Origin of the sequence: Pseudoalteromonas sp. C2R02 (assembly GCF_018860845.1) — a bacterium.
Lineage (GTDB): Bacteria > Pseudomonadota > Gammaproteobacteria > Enterobacterales > Alteromonadaceae > Pseudoalteromonas.
In genome coordinates, this window is the sequence record NZ_JAHKQC010000011.1 from 68,055 (window position 1) to 91,225 (window position 23,171).

Annotated in this window: 19 protein-coding genes; 10 read left to right on the forward strand and 9 right to left on the reverse strand. The window is 34.7% G+C overall.

The genetic code is table 11. The features are described 5' to 3' along the window. The first annotated feature begins 58 nt into the window (after positions 1-58). Positions 59-2,455, forward strand: coding sequence for a prolyl oligopeptidase family serine peptidase (locus tag KO527_RS02415; protein ID WP_252733366.1), 2,397 nt, complete (start codon positions 59-61; stop codon positions 2,453-2,455). 70 nt (positions 2,456-2,525) lie between these two features. Here the strand turns inward: KO527_RS02415 and KO527_RS02420 are convergent, their stop codons facing one another. Beyond that, positions 2,526-3,122, reverse strand: a complete 597-nt coding sequence (locus KO527_RS02420) for a TetR/AcrR family transcriptional regulator (RefSeq protein ID WP_216038789.1) — start codon at positions 3,120-3,122, stop codon at positions 2,526-2,528. 190 nt (positions 3,123-3,312) lie between these two features. Between KO527_RS02420 and KO527_RS02425 the strand changes: the two genes are divergently transcribed. The 4 genes from KO527_RS02425 to KO527_RS02440 all read left to right on the forward strand — a co-directional run bounded on the left by KO527_RS02425 (position 3,313) and on the right by KO527_RS02440 (position 6,335). After that, complete coding sequence (locus KO527_RS02425) at positions 3,313-4,347, forward strand: MBL fold metallo-hydrolase (RefSeq protein WP_216038810.1); 1,035 nt, start codon at positions 3,313-3,315, stop codon at positions 4,345-4,347. A gap of 201 nt (positions 4,348-4,548) precedes the next feature. After that, positions 4,549-5,271, forward strand: a complete 723-nt coding sequence (locus KO527_RS02430; RefSeq protein ID WP_216038790.1) for a transporter substrate-binding domain-containing protein — start codon at positions 4,549-4,551, stop codon at positions 5,269-5,271. A gap of 132 nt (positions 5,272-5,403) precedes the next feature. Further along, positions 5,404-5,892: a type II secretion system protein gene (locus KO527_RS02435; RefSeq protein ID WP_216038791.1), complete on the forward strand. Its 489-nt coding sequence runs from the start codon at positions 5,404-5,406 to the stop codon at positions 5,890-5,892. Positions 5,893-5,951: 59 nt separating this feature from the next. Continuing rightward, entirely contained in the window at positions 5,952-6,335 is a 384-nt protein-coding gene (locus KO527_RS02440) for a hypothetical protein (RefSeq protein WP_216038792.1), read from the forward strand. Between the two features lie 23 nt (positions 6,336-6,358). Here the strand turns inward: KO527_RS02440 and KO527_RS02445 are convergent, their stop codons facing one another. Both KO527_RS02445 and KO527_RS02450 read right to left on the reverse strand, forming a co-directional pair. After that, the gene (locus KO527_RS02445; protein WP_216038793.1) at positions 6,359-7,594 is read right to left on the reverse strand and encodes a TMEM143 family protein; all 1,236 of its coding nucleotides are present in this window, start codon (positions 7,592-7,594) and stop codon (positions 6,359-6,361) included. Between the two features lie 97 nt (positions 7,595-7,691). Next, the gene (locus tag KO527_RS02450) at positions 7,692-8,585 is read right to left on the reverse strand and encodes a TetR/AcrR family transcriptional regulator (protein WP_216038794.1); all 894 of its coding nucleotides are present in this window, start codon (positions 8,583-8,585) and stop codon (positions 7,692-7,694) included. A 161-nt stretch (positions 8,586-8,746) separates the two neighbouring features. Between KO527_RS02450 and KO527_RS02455 the strand changes: the two genes are divergently transcribed. The 3 genes from KO527_RS02455 (at position 8,747) to KO527_RS02465 (ending at position 12,728) form a co-directional block, all read left to right on the forward strand. Then, positions 8,747-10,504, forward strand: coding sequence for an ABC transporter ATP-binding protein (locus KO527_RS02455; protein ID WP_216038795.1), 1,758 nt, complete (start codon positions 8,747-8,749; stop codon positions 10,502-10,504). Positions 10,505-10,615: 111 nt separating this feature from the next. Then, complete coding sequence (locus tag KO527_RS02460; RefSeq protein ID WP_216038796.1) at positions 10,616-11,554, forward strand: ATP-binding cassette domain-containing protein; 939 nt, start codon at positions 10,616-10,618, stop codon at positions 11,552-11,554. Further along, positions 11,541-12,728 carry an ABC transporter permease gene (locus tag KO527_RS02465; protein ID WP_216038797.1) on the forward strand — a complete coding sequence of 396 codons (1,188 nt, stop codon included), beginning with the start codon at positions 11,541-11,543 and terminating at the stop codon, positions 12,726-12,728. The genes KO527_RS02460 and KO527_RS02465 overlap by 14 nt, the downstream gene beginning before the upstream one ends. Positions 12,729-12,863: 135 nt before the next feature. On the opposite strand, the gene KO527_RS02470 is transcribed toward KO527_RS02465, so the two are convergent. The 5 genes from KO527_RS02470 to KO527_RS02490 form a co-directional block, all read right to left on the reverse strand. Further along, positions 12,864-13,562: a putative porin gene (locus KO527_RS02470; protein WP_216038798.1), complete on the reverse strand. Its 699-nt coding sequence runs from the start codon at positions 13,560-13,562 to the stop codon at positions 12,864-12,866. A gap of 393 nt (positions 13,563-13,955) precedes the next feature. Continuing rightward, complete coding sequence (locus tag KO527_RS02475; protein WP_216038799.1) at positions 13,956-15,329, reverse strand: DUF1501 domain-containing protein; 1,374 nt, start codon at positions 15,327-15,329, stop codon at positions 13,956-13,958. 9 nt (positions 15,330-15,338) lie between these two features. Then, positions 15,339-17,156, reverse strand: a complete 1,818-nt coding sequence (locus KO527_RS02480) for a DUF1800 domain-containing protein (RefSeq protein WP_216038800.1) — start codon at positions 17,154-17,156, stop codon at positions 15,339-15,341. Between the two features lie 188 nt (positions 17,157-17,344). Continuing rightward, positions 17,345-18,736: a HAMP domain-containing sensor histidine kinase gene (locus KO527_RS02485; protein ID WP_216038801.1), complete on the reverse strand. Its 1,392-nt coding sequence runs from the start codon at positions 18,734-18,736 to the stop codon at positions 17,345-17,347. Next, on the reverse strand, positions 18,714-19,391 hold the full coding sequence (locus KO527_RS02490) for a response regulator transcription factor (RefSeq protein ID WP_216038802.1): 678 nt from the start codon (positions 19,389-19,391) through the stop codon (positions 18,714-18,716). Before KO527_RS02490 ends, KO527_RS02485 begins: the two co-directional genes overlap by 23 nt. Positions 19,392-19,570: 179 nt before the next feature. On the opposite strand from KO527_RS02490, the gene KO527_RS02495 reads away from it, so the two are divergent. Beyond that, positions 19,571-20,287: a hypothetical protein gene (locus KO527_RS02495; protein ID WP_252733355.1), complete on the forward strand. Its 717-nt coding sequence runs from the start codon at positions 19,571-19,573 to the stop codon at positions 20,285-20,287. 25 nt (positions 20,288-20,312) lie between these two features. Continuing rightward, positions 20,313-21,155 carry a GNAT family N-acetyltransferase gene (locus KO527_RS02500; protein ID WP_216038803.1) on the forward strand — a complete coding sequence of 281 codons (843 nt, stop codon included), beginning with the start codon at positions 20,313-20,315 and terminating at the stop codon, positions 21,153-21,155. 58 nt (positions 21,156-21,213) lie between these two features. Here KO527_RS02500 and KO527_RS02505 read toward each other — a convergent pair whose 3' ends face one another. Then, positions 21,214-23,010 (reverse strand): choice-of-anchor I family protein, encoded by a 1,797-nt coding sequence (locus KO527_RS02505; RefSeq protein ID WP_216038804.1) that lies wholly within the window; start codon positions 23,008-23,010, stop codon positions 21,214-21,216. Between the last annotated feature and the right edge of the window lie 161 nt (positions 23,011-23,171).

A 23,171-nucleotide genomic window follows, 5' to 3' on the forward strand; every position in this document is an offset into this window, starting at 1 on the left:
TAGTCAAAAGCTTAAATCAAACTAAAAGGAAAGTTAAATGAAAAAAGCTGCCATAGCGATGGCTTGTGTTTTGCTTGCTTCCCCAGAAAAACATGCAAGTGCAACTCAAGATATAGGCTATAAAATGCCTTCAAAAGCATTAGCCGATTTAGTAGATGCAAAACTCGCCCCTACAACACGCCTTTCACCTGATAATAATTGGATGGCATTTTTTGAACGCCAACGAATTGCCACATTAGCAGAACTTGCTAAACCAGAACTAAAGTTAGCAGGTATCAAGCTTAATCCTGATAATTTTTCTCGTGCACGCCCTCGCTCTAAATATTTATCTATTGAGCTTAAAAATCTTGAAACTAACAAAGTCATTAAATTAAAAAACTTACCAAAAGGACGTATTTTAGCGCCTAGCTGGTCGCCAAATAGTGAGTATTTAAGCTTTTTTATAGAACAAGAAAAGCACGCTAAGCTTTATATTTATAAACTTTCAGATGATCAGCTAACAACAGTTGAAAATGCGCCTTTAAACTCAGTTATAAGCGCCAGACCTTATCGCTGGTTGCCTGACAGCTCAGCCTTACTTATTAATATTGCTGATAACGCAGGTAATAAAATACCTAAAAAAAGTGTTGCTGCAGCAGTTCCTGTGATCTCGCAAACTTCAGGAGAAAAAGCACCGGTTCGCACTTATCAAAATTTACTCGCTACTCCTCATGATAAAAACCTTTTTAAATTCTACGGCCAAGGACAATTAGCAAAAGTCAGTTTAACTGGGCTGGTAACTAAAATCGGTCAGCCAGGGATTTTGCGCAGTTTTAGAGCTTCTCCTGACGCTAATTATATTTTAGTTGGCAAAATTGAAGCGCCATTTAGCTACTTAGTTCCTTACTCTCGATTTGCTACCAATTGGCAGATATGGGATTTAAACGGCAATGTGGTTAAACAAGTAGAGAAGCAAAAACTAGCAGAAAATATCCCTCAAGGATTTGATAGTGTAAGAACAGATAAACGTAGTTTTAGTTGGCGTGCAGATACAGCTGCAACATTAGTTTGGGCACAAGCACAAGATAAAGGCAGCATGAAAACAGATGTGCCTCATCATGATTATGTTTACACATTAAAAGCGCCCTTTAAACGAAAACCGACCCTCTTTGCCAAAGTAGAACGACGTTTTGCTGGTATTGAATGGGGTAACGATAAAGTAGCGGTATTATATGACTGGCGCTTTAGCGATCGTATGCAACGTAGCTTTATTATCAACCCAAGTGAAGATAATAAAAAGCACTTTATATTTAATGAACGTTCATATAATGATGCTTATAAAGATCCTGGCGATTTTGTAAGACAACAAACACAGTTTGGTACTTATAGCATTAAAATTATTGGCGACAGATATATGATGCTTACTGGTAAAGGTGCATCAGCTGAAGGCAATATTCCATTTTTAGATAGATATGATATCAATACAGGCACTAAGCTAAGATTATGGCAAAGTGAAGCGCCATATTATGAGCGTATACGTGAAGTACTTGATGATGAAGGCACTAAACTGATTACATTACGTCAATCTAAAACCGATCAACCTAACTTTTTTATTCGTGATCTAAAGCTAAATACGCAAACACAATTTACTGATTTTCCACACCCTTACCCTAACTTTAAAGATTTGAAAAAAGAGCTTATAAATTACACTCGTGAAGATGGTGTAGAGCTAAGTGGCACTTTATATTTACCGCCGGGTTATAAAAAATCAGATGGTAAACTTCCGGTATTGATGTGGGCATATCCACTTGAATACAAAGATAAAAAAGTTGCATCTCAAGTACGTGATTCTAAGTACGAATTTACCTATATTGGTTATTGGGGACCTATGCCTTACTTAGCAAAAGGCATTGCGATATTTGATGATCCTAAAATGCCGATTATAGGAAGTGATTCTAAGGAACCTAACGATACTTTTAGAAGCCAATTAGTTGCCAGTGCAAAAGCTGCTGTTGATGTTTTAGTTGAAAAAGGTATTGCAGATAAAGATAAGATTGCCATTGCAGGCCATTCTTATGGTGCCTTTATGGTTGCTAATTTATTAGCTCATAGTGATTTATTTAAAACAGGTATTGCAAGAAGCGGCGCTTATAACCGCACCCTTACGCCATTTGGTTTTCAGGGGGAAGAGCGTAATTTTTGGGATGGACAAAACATATATGCCACTATGTCGCCATTTTTTCATGCTGAAAAAATCAACCAGCCTATGTTGATGATCCACGGTAAAGACGATCCTAATTCTGGCACTTACCCAATGCAATCGGAGCGCATGTATAATGCGCTTAAAGGGTTAGGTAAAGATGCCCGCTTAGTGATGTTGCCATATGAAGGCCATGGATACCGTGCTCGTGAAAGCATTTTACATGTTTTGTATGAGCAAGAAGCTTGGTTAGATAAGTACTTACTGTCAAAATAATCAAATAAAGCGCGAGCCTTTTTGTAAGCGCTTTATAAACTATTCCTATAATAATGAGAGCGTTATCTTGCTAACTTAATTGGTATCTGGCAAGCCACATTTTAACGCTTTCATTAATAATATCGTCAATTTCAGCCGGTGTTAATTCTTCAAAACCATACAGTTTAGGATAAAAAATTAATGATTTTAGTTGATAAATAAATTGCTTTATTGCCAGCTCAATATTGTCAATTTCAAGAGTGTTCGCACTGATAGCTTGATTGATAAAGTCAGCTAAATACCGCTGACAGCCTATATCACTAGCATTAACCGATTGGGAAAATTGCGGATCTTGCAACATTTGCATAAATGCAATTTTAGCTAAACGTAAAAACCGCTCAGATGTCAGTAACGCTACTTCTTGATGTGCAATTTCAACCAATTGAACGTTTAAACACTTAGCTGCATCATAATTAATCGTGGGTCCCTGCTCTAGCGAGCCTAACATATCTTGCATAATCGCTAGCAATAAAACTTCTTTACTTTCAAAGTGATTATAAACTGTACGTTTAGAAACTTCAGCAGCCTTTGCAACTTGATCCATACTCGTATGCGAAACGCCTTGCGTATAAAACAATAACTCAGACGCTTTGAGTATTTGCAGTTTTTTTTGCTCTGATAGTTTCATTTATTACCCTCAATAAAAGTCATATTTTAATCGAGAATAGATAAAAGTGCACTACTTAGTTTACTTTTATAATTTAAAATGTAAACTAGTCAGTGTAGTTTACATTTTAAGGTGATATATGAAACGCTATTTTTTAGTTGTTATAAAAAAGCGCATGTTAGCGTTAATCATTTTTTTAGGGGTCATATTTATGATAAGTACATTAGATGCAAAAGTAGATTTAGCCGTCACAGAGACATCAGCGCAATTTAAAAAAGGTAAATTTCACAATACCCCCGAAATAAAAATGGCAGGAACCTCTGAAATGCTGGGTATTATTAAACGCTACATCACTGAAAAACGTGTTGATATTGCGCCTAAAAAGGCAATTCCAGTTACCACACACTCCAAAGCATCTTTAGCACTGTTATCTGATAATGAATTACATATTGTTAGATTGGGTCACTCATCTATTCTTTTAAAAGTATATGGCGATTACTGGTTAATCGACCCCGTTTTTTCTGAGCGCGCATCTCCATTTTCATTTATGGGTCCAAAACGTTTTCATGCGCCACCTATTTCATTGAATGAATTACCAGATTTAAAAGCTGTTTTAATTTCTCATAACCATTACGACCATTTAGATAAAGCCAGTATCAAAATTTTGATGGATAAAACTCAGATGTTTTATGTCCCGCTAGGCGTTAAAAGTGATTTAGTTAAATGGCAAGTTCCAAAAATTAAAGTGCAAGAATTTGATTGGTGGCAAGAAACACATATTAATAATACCTTAATTGCATTTACACCAACTCAGCACTTTTCAGGGAGAGGCTTGACCGATGGTAATAAAACGCTTTGGGGATCATGGGTAATAAAAACACAGCATGACTCACTCTATTTTAGTGGTGATTCAGGCTATTTTGATGGCTTTAAAAAAATTGGTGAGCGATATGGTCCATTTGATATCACTATGATTGAAACCGGTGCTTATGATAGAGATTGGGCTGATGTTCACATGACACCTGAGCAAAGCATACAAGCCCATCTAGACTTAAAAGGTAAAGTCATGATGCCAGTGCATAATGGTACATTTGATTTAGCATTTCATGCTTGGTATGACCCGTTTGAAAAAGTGATAGAAAAAGCAAAAATTAATAATGTGCAATTAACGACTCCAGTCATAGGTCAAGTAATAACAAGTAAAAGTGATGTAATTGAAAACTTTTGGTGGCAAGAAGTAATGTAATGGCAGTACTAATAAAACTTAATTGGGAGCGCCTATCTCAATTAAGTTTTTATTTATTATGGATATTAAATAGCAAATAATTGAAGGAGACACATAAAATTCAGTAGTGTAATTCATCGATGCTATGCGTATAATTCGCGCTTACCTTATATACGCGGTAAATATTGCCATATCCATTTTAAAAGTACTAAGGATTTTCTGTTGCCTATTTTGTACAACACATTACAGCATGTTTTTATAGCTGTGTTGTTATTATTGCCATCATTTGAAAGCGACGCTCGCAATAACCAGCAATGTGCACGTTTAACTATCGCAGGCGCTCAATCTTGGTATCCTTTTTCTTATGTTCAGCCTGGTGATACCAGTTATAGCGGCGTTTTAAAAACGAAATTAAAAGCTCAAACAGATAAACAAAATATACGCTTAAAACATTGGACTGAATTACCATGGAAACGCGCTGAAATAAATTTAGAAAAAGGCAATATAGATATTCTTTTAGGTGCCTTTTATACGCCTGAACGGGCTAAAAAATGGTATTTTTCAAGTCCTTTAGCAAGCTCTGAATTAGTGTTATTTTCCTTAAAAGAAACCAAGGATGTCACCTCACTAGCGCAAATTTATAATAAAGATGTCGCATATCCATATGGCATGGCCACAGGAAAAAAATTCTCAGCTATTACATCAAAAATCAAAACTGAACATATTATTCATCATGAGCAAATTTATGGCATGTTATTAAAAAAGCATGCAGACTTTGGCTTATTACCAAAATTAGCAGTAAAAACATATCTTCAAAATCATCTTCTTAAAGATAAGTTCAAAGTTCATCCTGTAGAATTAGATACACAAAAAGTATATCTTGTCACAGCTAAGTCAAACCCTTGCCTAAAAACAATTAAAACAATTTTCAATCATTTAAGTTAAATCTACAGATAATCTAGCATAGCACAATTGTGCTGCAACCTTTTGAATTTATTTCCTAATAAGTGTATTGTTTAAGTATTGTATTGTGAAAACGATACGGTACTAAACATTCATATTTTTTATTAGGCGTATATGAAGAATTTAAACAAAGGTTTTACTGTAATCGAATTAGTCACTGTAATAGTTGTTCTGGCTATCATTGCAGTCACCGCCCTGCCAAAGTTTTTATCTTTATCTAAAGACGCTAAATTACAAGTGCTTAGTCAAATAGAAGTAAGTGTAAAAACAGCCAATGATTTTATGTATATTCAATCTCAACTACCAAGCTATGCAGCCCAGCCAGTACCAGGAAGATCAGATCTAATTGATGTCGATACCGATAAAAATGGCACTTATGATACACGCTTAAAATGGAATTACTTAGATAATACTGATATCGAAAAACGGATCACACTTTCGAGTGATTTTAAAATTCAGTATCAAGGCATTACAGATACTTATATTGGTTATGATACAGATAGAGACAATCAAGTCGCTGATAATAATTGCTATTTTAGATACACACAGGCAGCAGGATTAAACTTAAAACCGACTTATGCAGTAGAGACCAGTAATTGCTAATTAATTGGTTTTTAATCTAAGCTACAAATGTTTTATCATTTAAGGAAATTGAAAGTATCATGGACAATAATCAACCTGAAAATTTTCGTTGGGTACTCATTAAAAAAGGCTTTGTATTTCAATTAAAACTGGGCGCCGATGCCCTTAGAGATTTTATTCTTAGCCCAATATCAATCATTTTATTAATCACAGATGTATTATGTAGACATGATGCAAAAAACAGTCTTTTTTATAAAATGATGAAATATGGGCGGTTAAGTGATCATTGGATTAATCTATTTGAGATTAAACAAGGTTTTGGCTTTAGAAAAAATAAAAATGTTGATCATTGGATAGATAAAGTTGAAACAATTATCAATGAACAACAACATGCAGGTAAAATGAGCCAAGCAGCTAAAGATAAGATAGACGCTTATTTAGATAAAATAAGTCGCCACTCATAAATATTTGCCCTATCTGATAATATTTACGAATAATCAAAAATATTATCCCAATGACTATCTAATTGCTTTTTAGCTTCATCAAGCTTTATTGCATAATATTTATTATTTTTTATTACAACTAGCTGCATACGTTCAAGCTTAGATAAGGCATCTGATATTTCAAAATCTAGTTCACATTGATATTTACTTTTAAACCAATACTCTATTTTGGAATCAAGAGCGCTAGCTTCAAGCCCATGAGGTTCTTGAAGTAAAAATGTATAGGCTAGTATCGCTTCTTTAAAATCTTCTTCTTCAGCAGAATCAACTAAAGTATGAAATACCCCCGCATTGTTATCTAAATTTTTAAAATAAAGATTATCAGAAAGCGCCTTCATAAACTTAATTTTACGATTTTTAAATTTACTCCACTCTTTAAAAATAAAGCCGCCAAATACGCCCATGCCAATTGCAAAAGACATAAAATGTCGTTGCGTCATTTCAACAGTTTCAGATCTAAAACCAAACCAAAAGGCGAATAACGCAGCAAGTAAAATAAGTGAAGCTCCCAATTTAGTAACTAATACAACAGCACCACCTACAACTGCTGAAGCACCAATAATCGCTTTATCTATTGGTCGCATTTTTACTTCACTATTGGGAAATAGCATTTCTAAATCTGCCTTTGGCACATTTTGGAATAGTTTTACTATAGTGGAACTAGGCTCAAAACCAACTGGCTGCTTGCCTTTTTTATCAAAATAGCTTTTATCTTTAAAAGTAATGAAAACTGCTACACGATCATAATTAGTAAAATGAATTGTTTGCTTCCGAAAACCCCAAAAGGAGCTAATAGAATCTGTTAATTGAGATTCACCTCTGCGATAAAAAACCACTTGCTCAAAATCTTCAAATTCAACTTCTAATCGTACTTTAAATAACGACTCCTCACTCAATGCATCTTTTAAGTCTTGCTCTGTGATCATCTCAAAATTGGCGGCATCTAATACTTTTGCAAAATCCTTCGCAAATGCAGTTTGACATTTAGCTCTTTCATTTGGCGTGAATGTTTTTATTAAACGGGTATCTGAATTAGGATCAAAAGGTGCGTAATTACTTTTAAGATTGTCTAATAAATTATGATAGTCATAATGGATTAGGCTTGAGAGTATTTCACAAAACTGTGTAAATGAAACTTTTGAATCTTGAATTTCAATTTCTTGCAAACACATATTGACAATATCTTGCTTTCTAAATGGAATAAATCTGTCTGCAGTCATAAGTTAAATTATAATATTAAATAATTTCATTATTGTATGCGTTTAATAAAGCAAAACAAATGATTAACTCATCATTTAACTAAGATGGAGTGTTGTATTAAACTAATTCTATATCTAACCTTTGTGCTAATAACTGCCTTTCTTTACTTAAGCCTCGATATGTACGCAATCCTGCCAGTAATGCTCTTAACATCACTTTATCTTGCTTTTGCGCCTCAAGTTGCGTCTTTAAATGCGCTAATGTTACCTCTAATGTATTTCGCGCATCTAGGTTAATCTTCAAACCAGCCGATTTTTCGATTAAACGTGTCAAAGCTTGTTCTATATGCTTAGATTTAAGCTCAGCTTTTTTTGCATTTATCTCTTCTCTTCCAGAGAGCATATCTGCTGATACGACTGAGCTCGGTTTTTCAGACTCTAGATTTGAGGCGATTTTATCAATACTGCGCACTACCCAGCTGACTAATGGGTCAATATCTAATTTAATTTGCTCAAGCATAGCTAAACTTAAATAACTTGTAACTAAACCATCTAGGCATACAGCCAAATCTACAATCCAAGGTTTGACTGATTCACCATAAATTGAAAGCAAAAATGCCTCTTGAAGTTGCTGCCATTCAACTCTGTATTCTTGATAATAAATAATGAATTCTTGATTTAGCTTAATTGCTTCATCATTAAATAAAGATTGATAAAAATTCTGATAATCTTGAATTTCTTCAAACTGAAATCTAATTTGAGTTGCTAGCTTTTCTAAAGGTGCCAAAGAGTTATCATTTAATATCTCTTTTACTTTACTGGAAATATAGTTAGTGTGACTTTCACATACGGCAAGTAATAGCTCATCTTTAGATTTAAAATGCAAGTATACAGCACCTTTAGATATTCCCGCCTCAATGGCTATCTCTTGCATACTTGTTGATTTAAAACCCTTTTTATCAAACAAAGTCTCGGCAGCAGTAACAATTTTTAATCTTTTATCAAGCATCATTATTATATTTTAAGTATTTTCTTCGATTGTATCAGTTGATCTCACGCTTTAAAAATAAATAAAAATGACCAGCTGGTCATTTTTATTTTGACTTTAAGGTAGCACTGAGTCTAAAATCGAATTATCACAATAGAAATTATTTCAATGTATATGGAGATAATATGAAAGAAAATAAAAAAACGGTTAACTATCAGGATTTAATAAGCTTACTAAAAGCTTCCAACCCAGGTGTCAAACTGATCATTGCCTGTGTTGCATTAATTTTAATTGAAGCTGTGCTTGGACTATTAGTACCACTACAAACTAAATACCTTTTAGATGAGCTTAATCTAACGAGTCAGCTTTCTTGGCATCTTGTTTTTATGCTGGCTGGAGTATTAATTATTGGTTCTATTGCCAGTGGTATTTTAAGCTACTTACTGGGCTTACTTGGTAATAAACAAAAATTAAAATTACGTAAGAAGTTTTTTAATCATTTAATTCATTTACCTATTTCTTTTTTTGACAAAACAGCATCTGGAGAACCTGCAAATCGGTTAACTAAAGATACTGAAGTAATTGAAGATTTTGTCAGTCAAGGTAGTCACTCATTAATCTCAGGTTTAATCTTACTCATTGGCTCATTTTTTGTTTTATGGTGGTTAGATTGGCGCTTAACAGCAGTCTTATTTAGCGCTGTCGTTATCAGCTTTCTAGTTATTTTGCCTTTTACAATTAAGCTTTCTTCATTATCTAAGTCCTTACAAGATGAAGAAGCAAATTTAATGGCTCGAGTAACTGAAGTCTTATCTCAAATACGCCTGATCCGAAGTCATAATGCTCATAAAGTTGAAGCCAATAAAAATAACGAGAAGTTTCAGAAAATTTATAATATCTCGATGAAAGAAACACGTTTACTGGCAATCATGTCACCATTAATCAATATTGTAGTGATGGCGACGATTATTTGTGTGCTTAGTTATGGCGCGACGTTAGTAAGCAATGGCGATATGACCATAGGTACATTTGTGGCATTTATAATGTATTTAATTAATGTTGTTGCACCCTTCGCACAATTAAGTATGTTTGTTGCCATGTTCAATAAAGCAGCGGGTGCGGCTGTTAGGATTTCAGAAATATTAAAACTCAAGCAACAAAATTTATCAGGTTTACCGATTCTCATAAAAAATCAAGATATCAGTTTTAAAAATCTCAACTTTGCTTATAAAAATAAACCAGACCTATTTAAAGAGCTGAGTTTTACGCTACCAGCGGGTAAAACAACAGCTTTAGTGGGTACATCAGGTGCAGGTAAATCGAGTTTATTCTCTTTATTACACGGTTTTTATAATGCACAAGCAGGCCAGATTTTTTTTGGAGTTCAAGCGTTGGACAATAGTAGTTTAACAAGTTTGTATCAACAAACTGGTTATGTTGCACAAGACTCTCCTGTTTTATCTGGTTCTATTTATGAAAATTTAACTTACGGGCTAGACGAGAAACCGTCAGAAAATCAAATTGGACAATCTTTGAATGATGCTGATTTACAATCTTATATCGCGACTTTAGATAAAGGATTGGATACACAGATAGGCGAAAGAGGCATTAGTCTATCTGGCGGCCAAAGACAAAGACTCGCATTAGCTCGGGCGCTTTTAAAAGACCCAGCCTTACTCATACTAGATGAAGTAACAGCAAGTTTGGACTCTAACAGCGAAGATAAAATTCAACAGGCACTTAAACAAGCTTGCAATGGCAGAACAACTTTAATTGCAGCACATAGATTAAGTACAGTGTTACATGCAGATCAAATATTACTACTCAAAGATGGAAAAATAATCGCAAGCGGTCAGCATCAACAACTCATGCAAGAGCAAAGTTTTTATAGAAACTTGATAGAAAAGCAGTTTAAGTTGCCCGATATGGTCAATGAAGCTTAAGTTGTTGCTAATTTCTAAATGATGAATGGCAATATAAAGTGATTTTCGGGACATTATTGCCTTTTATTTTAAGTAAAATAACCTCCATAAAAATAACCAATTGGAGACATCATGCAAATTACAATAAACAATGTTGTAAAGCGTTATGCAAAAGTTGAAGCTGTTAAACAATTAAGCTTTTCAGTGCAGCAAGGTGAAATATTTGCTTTATTAGGACCAAATGGTGCGGGGAAATCATCTTTAGTGCGCATGCTTGTAGGTTTTACACACCCAGATGAGGGGGAAATACAGGTAGCGTTTAATGATGAGATTTACAGTGCAATACCAGGAGAAGCTTTAGGTTACTTGCCTGAAGACAGGGGTTTATATGCAGAAAAAACGTTAGAGCAAAACCTACATTATTTTGCACAATTGCATGGCATTAATAAAAAAGAAGCAAACAAACGTATGGATCACTGGTTAGAGAAATTCGATTTATTAGATCGAAAAAATCAGCCTCTAAAAACCTTATCAAAAGGCAATCAGCAAAAAGTACAACTGGTGAATGCTGTATTACACCAACCAAAATTTGTTATTTTAGATGAACCATTTTCAGGCTTAGATCCTATCAATCAAGAAAAAGTGGTGTTGTTTTTATCAGAACTTAAGCAGCAAGGCATGACGGTTATATTAAGTGCTCACCAAATGTCTATGGTAGAAAAACTCGCTGACCGCATGTTATTAATGAATCAAGGAGAAGCCGTATTATATGGTGATTTAACTCAAATACAGCAACAAGTTGGTGTAGGAACCCAACTAACAGTTGAATTTGCAACACCATTTAATATTAAACAACTCTCACTTGCTTTAAATGGTTTTAAGTATGAAGCCTTATCTAACAACAAAGTTGTAGTAAATTTAGCCGATACAAATCAAGTAAATGAAGCCTTAACTCAACTTATGACATTAGGTCATATAGATAATTTAGAAAGTAAAAAAATGGATTTACATCAGCTTTATTTAAAAGCAATTTCTGACCATAAAGGAGCAATTCAAGATGACGCAGCATAATAAAACTTGGTTAGTTGCCAAATGGGAGTTTATGCACTTTTTTAAGCTCAAGCAGGAATTGATTGGTAAGGCTGTCATGTTACTTATCGCACTTATGGTCTTTTTCTGGCATAACAGCCAAGGGTTATCATCTGAAAAATATCAAGTTGCCGTTATTTCACAAAGTGCATTGATTGGAGAGTTCGATTTATTTGAGTTTAAAAAAGCATCTGAGCCTGAAGTTGTATTAAAAGAGCAACTTAATAATGAACTAATTGATGCTATCTTAGTTGAGCAAATGGTTGATAAAGGAATAACAACTTTTAAACTCTATAGCGTTGGCAAACATAGCTGGCAAAAAGATTTATCGACTATATTAACAACATATTACAGCGCCAAAATTACGCAAAGCTTAGGTTTGACACAGCGGCAACTACAGCAAATTAAAAATCCAATTTTAATAGAAAATCATTATTTAGATACAAAGATAAAATCTGAAGCCCATAACTCCAGTGAAACAGCTGTAGGTGTTTTAATATTAATTGGTTTAGGCATTTTTGTATCATTCGCTCAAATTTTTGTCTCTATAACTGGAGAAAAACAACAGCGTGTCACTGAGCAACTCTATGCCTGTATGGACTCGCAAACTTGGATTGATGGTAAAATTTTAGGTCAAATGCTTCTGGCACTAAAAGCAATGACAAGCACTTTAATATCAATTGTATTAGGTTTTGGCTTTTTTCAGGTGATCCTCAATGGGCAAACATTTGATTTATCTTTTATTGATTGGTCTTTACTACCTTGGTTTTTATTATTTTCTATTTTGGGACTCTATTTAGCGACAGCCTTTATGGCGGCGATTGCCGCAGCTATTGATGATCCTAATCATAGTGGTAAAACATCATTTATGATGTTGCCATTAGTACCTATGATTTTAACTTTTATGGTTATGGATAGCCCAAGTGGTTTAGCTATGACTGTATTAAGCTATTTTCCACTAACTGCATTTGCGGCGATGCCGGTTAAAATGGCATTAATAGAAGTCCCTATGTGGCAAACATTATTAGCAATTGCTTCTACTGGCATCACTTGTTGGTATGCAAGAAGACTAGCAGGAAAAATGTTTAAAATGGGCATGGTAATGTATGGAAAAGAGCCTGGCTATAAAGAAATGTTTAAATGGGCTGCTTCATAACTTATAGTAAATTTAAGTTATAAATAGCTCATTAATATACAATTAAAAAAGCGAATCTAAAGATTCGCTTTTTTAATACAATAACTAGCCCTAAATAATTCACTTAGTCAGATTTAAGTACTAGCTAAAACATAACTAAAAACGTGCTGTTACACCAATTTCAATCACGTCATCAACATCTGCAAAAGTATAAGATACCTGTGCCGAAAATTGCTTATTAAAGAAATGTCTCGCTTTAATTGCCGCATCATAAGTGTCACGTGTTGTTAAACCTAAACCTATGCTGGTTTGTGAAGAAAAGTAATAATCTACAACACCATCAAGTTCATCTAGTTCATCATCAGTCATTAGCTCTACATTTAGAAAGCTATCGCCTGTTAACTGTGTCATATATTTAGTGCGAAATGTAAATGGGCTATCATCAATATCTGATTTACCCACGGCAACTAAAAAGTGTTCGCCAAAAAAGTAACCTAATTCGCCTTGAATAACTGAATCACCTTCTTCAGGATTTAGATAATTTAATGCAGCAAAAATGTTATTGTCAGCATTATAATATCTACCATTTAAACCTAAAGCATAGCTACTGCCACCGAAGTCAGCATCCGCATGGATATAACTGAGGCCAACATTGGTTTTTTTACCCATAAATTCAGCTTCTGCCCATGCTGTATTATCAGTATTGACGGCATCGAAGTAATAACGACCTTCAATAGCTGTCATTGATACGTAGTCATTATCTGAATAGGCAACATTTAATTCCTTATCATAAGTATTAGCAAATGCTGAAGTTGAAACTAAGCCTAGAGCAAGTAAGATCTTTTGCGCTTTCATATTATTCCTTAATATGCTTTTTATTAACTATTCAGTGCATGTATGCACTTGGTACCCGATTTGGTGACGCGCATAATATAGAGTAAAAATTCAGTGTTCAAGTCTTTTTTTAATAAAATAAAACATAAGAATATGATTATATTGATAAAATATAAATAAAACTTAATAATAAATACACAAGGAAAAACTTTAAATTAACATATTGGGTTTTATATTATGCTTATTTGGTAAGTGTATTGAGAAAAGCTGCAAAATATGAGGATTAATTAGGCGAAAGCAAACAAGATGTAACTTAAATAAAATTATATTTAAGTGACATCTTTATAAATATTATTACTAATTTTACATCATAGTAAAGATACCATCTCCTAATATGGCTTTATCTCACAGTCGTTAAGATTTAAATAATTCAGGTCTTTGTCCTAAATTAACTAAATTTGGAAAAATACTGGATAACTCTGAGTCATCTAGTCCCATCCATTTTCCAAAGCATGCTGCATATTGATCAACTGCAGTGGTTGGGATTAAGCGACCGCTGCCCGCATCTAAATCATGATTTAGTTCCGAAACGGGAATATCACCAAAAATTTGACCACCCTGAACAGCCCCGCCAACAACAAAATGATGGGCAGCCCAACCATGATCTGTACCATCACCGTTCACAGCTAAAGTGCGACCAAAATCAGAACCTGTAAATAAAGTGACATTATTAGCCATATTCATACTATTCATTGCACCTTGAAAAGCACTAATGGCCTGGTCAAGATCATTTTGCAATTTAGGTAATGATTTGGCCTGATTAGAATGGGTATCAAACCCGCCCATAGATACAACAAATATCTGCCTTTTCCCCTGAAGTTGGCTGCGGGCATTGATCGTTTTTGCCACAGAAGCGAGTTGTTGCCCGATATAGCTTTTAGGAAAATCAAAACCAGAACTTTGCGTTGCATCCATAGCTTGATTATATTGACTATTTGCATTGTATGATTGATTTATTTTATTAGCTAAATCTTGTTGCAATAAATGGCTAACTTTATGATCTGAAGCACTTAAATGCCCAACAAGATGCGCTGAAAAATTGCTATCATTTTCTGCAATAATATCCATCGTAATAGCACGCCCCCCTTCAACATGATAAGGCGTGGTATTTTTACCTGTTAGCAATAGTTCACCACCAGAAGTCGTGATAGCTGAAAAGGTATTAGTATCTTGTAAACCTCTGTTAATCAAAGCGTCATTCAATTGCCCTGCCCAACCATATTGGGCACCTTCGGTATTTCCCGACATCCAAATTGACTGCTGATCATTATGAGAAAATAACCGTGAAGGTATTTTTGCTGTTTGAGCATTAAATTTTGCTGCCGTTGTAGTTTCAATCATCGGACCTACATTACCCATAACGGCCATATTTCCTTGTTGGTAGAGCTGCTGTAAACCAGACATTTCTGGTGGCAATGCAAATTGACGTTGATTAAAGCGCACAGCACTGGCATTTAAAGGTAATAAATTATCACGTGCGCGACTATTAGTATAATTAGGTAATAAAGCGCTTCTGATCCCAGCCCAATTATCATAACTTGGTTGATCATAAGGTATAATCGTATCGTGATTATCCATACCGCCATATAAAAATACACATACCAATGCTTTATATTCATCGTCGCCATTAGCAAAAGCTGCTTTACTATTAAGTGCAGTAGCCAAACTTAATACAGAAGTAGCCATTAATGATGCTGAACTTGCCTTTAAAAAATTACGTCTATTCATCTTAATCCCCTACTTTTGTACTAAATAATCTGTTGATGTCATAACCATTAAAATTGCTAATTGCACTTGCTCTAAAGCGCTTAAGTCAAAATCATCAGCCAAAGTTGTTAACGTGTTTAAAATTGATTGTCTCGTTTTATCTGACAACTGCCCGCTTGTTAGCACTATGTCTAACCGTTCAATTAATTTTTGCGGCTCATTTGTTAATTTGATTTCATCTTCATATGTCACTAAAAAACTTTTAACTCCTTCTTCAGCTGATAAACCGCTTCCCTCTTCATCATAAATTGCTTGTAATTCTTCAACATCAATTTCTTGTTGTTGTGCAGTAACAAAATAAGTTAAAAAATTAACGTACCCAGGTATTGAACTTGCGTTAGTAATTTGTAATTCAGGCGCTACCAACCCAGCATCACCCGAGAGTGAACCCGGAGCTTTGTAACCAGGTCTAAAATAATTAAAAACAGAAGAAGCACGATAAGGATGCTGTGTTAGGGCTGCACTTCCCGAGGTATCCCACAACAAACCTTGATATTTAGGGGTAATATTTTGTACTTTGAATGCCCTCGCCCAGTGGGTAAATCGTAAAATTGGTTCCCTGATTTTACCGCCATTTTGTAAATTTGCAGATCGCGCTTCAGGATGAAATAAAATCGCAGCCAACGTTGCTTGTAGATCTCCCTTTTGAGATTGACCAACTGAAATACCATCCGGCAATGTATATTGTCCTTGGTTAAATGCGTTTGCAACATGAGCAACATATTCAGGTGTAGGATTGCTTGTTACCAACCTTTGAATAAGCTGTTTTCCAATGAAAGGTGCTATATTAGGATGAGAAAAAATATGATCTAAAGCCGCTTTAATTGATGAATTTGCATCTGTTCCGGCAGCAATTGTATGACCTAAAAAGGTTTTTTCTTTTATCGAATGCGAGTCTTCAAATGCTTGCATTGGTGTACTAAAGGCTGCCCCTGATGATATTTCATTTTGAACTTCATTTAAATTCAACCCTGTAAATACTCTTGCTAACCCTGTTATATCTGCATTTGTATATGTTTCAATGGCCTTGTTGTCACTATCAGTTTTAATTGAACCATCTAAATTAAGCGCAACGACGCCAATCGTAAACAATTGCAGTAATTCTCTTGCATAGTTTTCATCTGGCATACGCCCTGTTGCCTCATCGCCCTTTTCACTACCCATATAAGTTAAGTAGTAGCCCATTGCAGGAGCGTAAGTAACCGCTTCTAAGATATCTCGATAGTTACCAAATGCGTTGTTAATTAATAAATCTTGATAACTTGCGACCGCTTCAGGCACATCAGTTAATGCTTCTCCTCCACCATTTGATACCACTAATATTTCAGACAAGGCAAACGCCACTCTTTGTCTTAATTGATCGTCTGCTGAAATGCTATTTCGCCAAAATGCGAATGTTGTTGAGTCTATATATAAATCATTAAATTCATCACTTTCAAGATCTTCAGGCGTAAATTCAGCTACAACAGGTGAAATTAGTGAAGCAGGCTTTGCTATTTGCTCTTTAAACCAAGTTGATGCGCTTTTGCCTGTTAAGGATTGTATTTGTTGGTAATTTGCTCCAAAGGTTGATTGGCCTAAAAACCTTGCTGTTGCAATATCAGTATCAAACGTGTCGTCTTGCTGTTCTGGGGTCTCAACAGGAATAACAGTTGATGGCACTGAAGAACCAGGGGTAACTTCTGCTTTTGCTTCCTCAGAGCTACCACAGGAAATCAACAATAAACTTCCTGTCACTAAGCCTAACAAATGGCAAGTTAACGATTTATATTTAACATCTTGTTTCATAGAACTGCTCCACTCAATTTAAACTACTTAATGAGTGTACAGTGCATTGGCAATAATTACGTTTACATCTGTGCTTGATAAACCATACAAATTTGTATGGTTTATCAAAAAATCAAAAAGCATCATTTAAATAGCACTGTTCAACAGTATTTTTAAGCCAAATGGCATGAGTGTTGAGCAGTCCTATTTTATTGAATAGGAATATTAATATTAAATGTCGCGCCAGCTTGTTTAGGTAATAAGGCAATATCTGCACCGTGTAATTTACAAATTGCCTGCACAATACTGAGCCCTAAGCCATTACCCGGTTTATTTCGGCTAATATCAGCACGATAAAAGCGTGTAAACACTTTATCAAAATCAGCGTCACTGATCCCAGGTCCAGAATCACCTACTTGCAGTAATACACCTGAAGTATGATGTTGTAACCTTACCCACACAGTTGCACTTTCTTCACTGTAATCTAAAGCATTTTCTAATAAATTATTTAGCATTTGATTTAATAAATCAGGATCACCCATACAAAATACATTATCAACAACAGAAATATCGAGTACACGTCCTGTATCAGAAAATAATGGTTCATAGTTATCTGCCATTTCTGAAATAAGCTGTGATAAATTCAAAGACTTAAATTGTTGTTTGCGTTTACCTGATTCAATTTCACTTAATCGCACAATATTGGTAAAGGTGCTTAGCACAACTGTTAGTTGCTCATTTGCGCGCTCTAAATGTAATTCAGTCATCGCTTTATCGGCAATATCTTGTTGCATAAGTTGTAATCTATTAGCCACTCTAGATAAGGGTGTTTTTAAATCATGAGCAATACCGACAGACATAGTTTCAATATCTCGATGCAAAACTGCCATTTCATCTAACATGGCATTTATAGCCAATCTTACTTGATTAAACTCAGCAAAGTCACTATTAAAGTTAAGCCTTAATGAATGTGATGACTTACTTACTTTTTCAAGTTCTTCTGACATACCCTGCATATGTTTTACAACTGTTCTACTTAATGTAAAACCTATCACTATGGCTAATATCGGCGAAATTAATACTAACCAGAATAATCCAGATGCTAAGTTTTGTTTTATTTCATAGTGCTCATGATGCTTTGCACGACTCAACACTAATTCATAACGATTATCTAAATTAAACTTATGGCTTAAAATTGATGTACTTTCTTCTTCCAATGCATAATCTTGCCAGTACCAAGTTTTATCTTGTTGGATAAGTGATTTAGTGCCCGCAATCATACCTAAAGATTTAGCTGTTAATACATAAAGAATTTCATCATCATGAATACGATTATCCGTATCTTCTTTTGACCAAATTTCAAGTTCTTCTATTTCAAACTCTTCTTGTAAAGCAACTAATCCACCTTCGTCATAAATAGAGGTTATCTCCTCTTTAAACTCAGATATTTCATGCTTTAGCTCATTATCAGCTTGATACAGTGAATACCAAGCGGACAAGGCTGCAATTGTGGCTATGACAACCATTACAACCAAAGTTAACTTAATGGTTGCTTTGAATGTAATGGTTGAAACTAATTTATGAATTGTTTGAAATGACATACCCACTTCCGCGTACTGTTTTAATTAAATCATCTGAAAAAGGCTTATCTACTTTAGTTCTCAACCTGCTTACATGAGTTTGAACCAAACTTGTTTTAGGATCAAAACTAAAACCCCACACTTGCTCTAACAACATGGTTTTGGTAATTAATTGATTAGGATGTTGTAATAGGTATTCAAGAATTTGATACTCTCTTGGTAATAAATCTAATATTTTTCCACCACGTATTACAGTTCTTGTTGTGCGATTTAATAACAAGTCTCCAATAGCAAGCTCTATAACTTGCTCTTGCATTGGTTGTCGTCTTGCTAAAGCTTTTAACCTTGCATGTAACTCACTAAATGCAAAAGGTTTAACCATATAGTCATCAGCGCCAGCATTTAAGCCAGCCACACGCTCTGATGTTTCTGATAATGCGGTTAACATAATAACGGGTGTAAGTATTTGTGCTTCTCTTAATATTTTAACCGCATTCAAACCATCCATTGACGGTAATAAACGATCAAAAATAATCACATCAAAATCGATTGTAGACGCTGCAAGAATACCTTTTTTTGCATCAATTTCGTGTTGTATTGTTTCACCAACTTGTTGTAGTCCTTGCTTAATGAAATCTGCCGTTTCATTATCATCTTCAACTAATAATATTTTCATTTATGTGCTTATTAACCCTTTTCAATTAATTTTAGCGTAAGTGCGTATTACTTATTCATACAAATTTGTATGAAAGCGAAAGTTACCAAAAATATACCAGGTATGTTAACTTACATAAAACTCTTAAATTATAATAACATGTGATATTTTTATCGAAATAGCATTTGGGAGTGTGACAAATGAAATTTGATACTTTTGATTTTCAACAAACAAAAAACTGGCTTAAACCTCATCATAAAAAAGATGTATTAGCTTTAATTGAAAACTGTTTTAATGGCGTAAGCGCAGACGGGTATTTCGATAAATACTTTTCTTCAGATCTGTGCTTTGAGCGAAAACTAAGGTTATATTATTCTCATGGAGAATGCGTCGGTTATTGTTTAATTACGTTTTTGAAAAAGCAAAAAGATGTATTACTAAAGGCTTCTGCCGCCTTCTATCCAAAGTATCGCAAAGGGGGAAATACTTTCTCCTTTGCTATAACCCAAGCATTTCGATATTGGATAAATCACCCATTTCAGTCAATTTTTTATGCCGATACTATGCTCAGCCCTGCAATGTATCGCGCCACGGCAAAAAAAGCAGCGATTGCATGGCCTAGTTTAAAAAGCACATCACCAGCGCGCTTATTTGAAAAATTTAATGCTAAAGGCAATATCAGTAAAAAATTAGAATTAAGGTGTTTAAAACAGGTTGATAGAACTACAAACTACAGCTTCATTGATATAAAAAGATTTAAAGAAAGTAAAAAACCAGAGATTGCATTTTATTGTAAAGTGAACCCAGATTTTGATAAAGGTACCGCACTCTTTGTGATCATTCCTATTTCTTTAAAACAATTTTATTTAACCGCGTTACACACTTTAAAATTACGCTTTAATAACAAAAGCAGTTAACTTGCCATTTAAAGGGAATATTAAGATGCCTAAGCTAGACATTCGAACAATGAAACAACAAGAGCTAAGCATTGCAATTAATTGGGCTAAATCTGAAGGTTGGGATCCTGGAATTCATGATGCAGAATTATTTTATAAAGCAGATCCTAATGGTTTTTTTGTCGGTGAAATTAATAATAAAATTGTTGCAGTTGGCAGCGCGGTAAATTATGACGCGCACTTTGCGTTTTGTGGCTTATACATAGTTGCACCTGAGCATAGAGGCAAAGGTTATGGTTTAGCGCTTACAAAGCATAGACTCAAATACTGTGGTGAACGCAATATTGGCATAGATGGCGTATTAGAAAATGTGGAGATTTATAAAAATATCGGATATGTTCCTTATTATAAAAACTACCGATATCAATCTAATGCAAAAAAAACATCTAACCTGAATAAAAATATCCAAGAGATTTCTAAAGACTCCCTTGCTCAAGTTTTAGATTATGATAAACAATGTTTTCCAGCCAATAGAGATAAGTTTTTAACTGCTTGGATCAATCAAGATGATGGCAAAGCAATATTTTACGCTGAAAATGGTGAAGTGAAAGGTTTTATCGTACGACGAACATGCCACCAAGGTCATAAAATAGGCCCTTTATTTGCCGATAACAGCCAGATAGCTGAGCAACTCATACATGCGGTACAGTCGGATATTTCGGGAGAAATATTAATATTAGACGTACCTGGAAACAACCCTGATGCAATCCGCTTGGCTGAATCTCTTAATATGAAAGTTGTATTTTCAACAGCTAGAATGTATCAAAAAGATTTACCCGATATAAATAATGATAAAGTATTTGGAATTACCACTTTTGAGATCGGTTAAGATAAATTAAAGGCACTTAACAGCGCCTTTTAAATAAGATAATCTCAGCCCTGATGTGTTATTTTTCTGAAATTTGCCAAACAGCTACTGTGCCTGATATTTCATTACCAACAATTAATAAAGCTTCGTCAGTCGCACTGTCTTGTGCAGAAACAAACTTCATTCCCTCAGGCGCTAAATCACCTGTGATTTGAGCGCCTTCTGAAGTACCACGATTAATAAAGTAATCAACAAATTGCGTATTATAAGGGTTGGTGATATCAAATATCATAATACCTGCCATACGCTCAAGGCCAACAAAAGCAAATTTACGTTCACCGATTTCACCAATTGCAAGCGCTTCAGGCTCAGCACCTTTTGCATCTGAACGTGTATCACCTTTGTTTTCATCTTCATCATTGTTAAATGCTTCACCATGAATAGATGCCGTTATGCGATCAACCATATCACCTGAATCAAATACAACTAAACCATTACTGTCCCAAATTGTGAATGAACGGCCACCAAAAGTATACAATTCATCAAATTCGCCATCATTATTGATATCTCCCATTTCTGAAGATACTTTTAATCGACCAATATCATTATCATCATTATTTAAGTAATCAAAATTAGCACCTAAATTAAGATCTTCAGCTCTGATCTCATTTGTATAAGCTAAACAGCCATCATCTTCGTCATAATCTAAACCTCCTGCGGTCAAACAAGCGGCTTCATTGTCAGCATCAAAGAAATATTCACGCCCATCACCTTCATTAGCAGTCACAACAAAGTCAGCACCTTGCCAAGTAAATGATGCAACAGAATCAGGTTGATACATGCCTTTTAGGCCTGGGTATTTTTTAAAGTTAATGCCGCCATCTTTATCTGATGCATCAAAATCAAGATTACTCCAATCCTTAAAGCCTAATCCCTTAATTGACATAGAATTGTCTTCTAAGTTAACTGTGATCATCGCGTTATTTTCTTGTAAAGTAATAAAAGCTTTTGAACTGTCATCAGATATTGCAACATATTCAGGCTCTAAATCCATCGCAACTGATGTCTGTATTAACTTACCATTAATAGTGCGACCCTTAGGATTTGAAAATATAACGCCTTGCGCTGCTAATTGCGCCTGCTGATTATTTAAGCTTTTAAGATCTATGCTAAACGCTGAATCTTTTGGCATACCTGAGTCAATATCAATGACAGAAATAGACCCTTCAGGATCAATAGAATAATCACCCATAGGTTCACCTTCATTGGCTACAACAACCTTTTTACCATTTGGAGAAAAAGCCACCATATCTGGTAAATAACCAACCTGCACATTTTTTATAAACTGTGGTAAGTCTGCAGATATATCATAAAATGCAATATGGCCCATGACACCTGTATCGCCAGCCATAGCAACTGCTAATAAATGATCTGAATCTGAAATAGCGATGCTATTGGCATCACCAGCTGTATTAACTGATAAATCAATTGTATGTAAAATCGACATATTAGTATTATTAACAGTACCTTCACTATCTTTTTCTAAAGAAGCAGCATCTAAATCTTGAGTTGATAAAATTTCAACAATCGCTTTGTCACCAGAACTATTGATCGCATATATTTTTTGTGAATTTTTATGATACGCTACAATTTCAGCCGCCCCTTCTGGTGATTCTGCGTTTAGTTGCGAACGTCCAATAAGTGAAATATTAAGTAATTGGCTAGCATCTTTGCCATCAAGTCCATTATTGCCTGTATTTCCTTGCAACCCTTGTTCTCCAGTTGCGCCATTAGCCCCGTTGCTGCCATCACTACCATCAAATGTACAAGCAGATAACATTGAAATTAAAGTCAGTGCAATTATTGATTTTTTCATCTACAACTCGTTATATTTTATTAAAAAGAAAAGTTATCCGCACATGAAAACAGTTTCAGATGACAAGAATATTTCAAATAAACGACAGCTGTGTGACAAGTTTTAAGACGGTAATTTACACAACATTTAAATTACAAATCGATTGGGTGAGTTAATAGCCA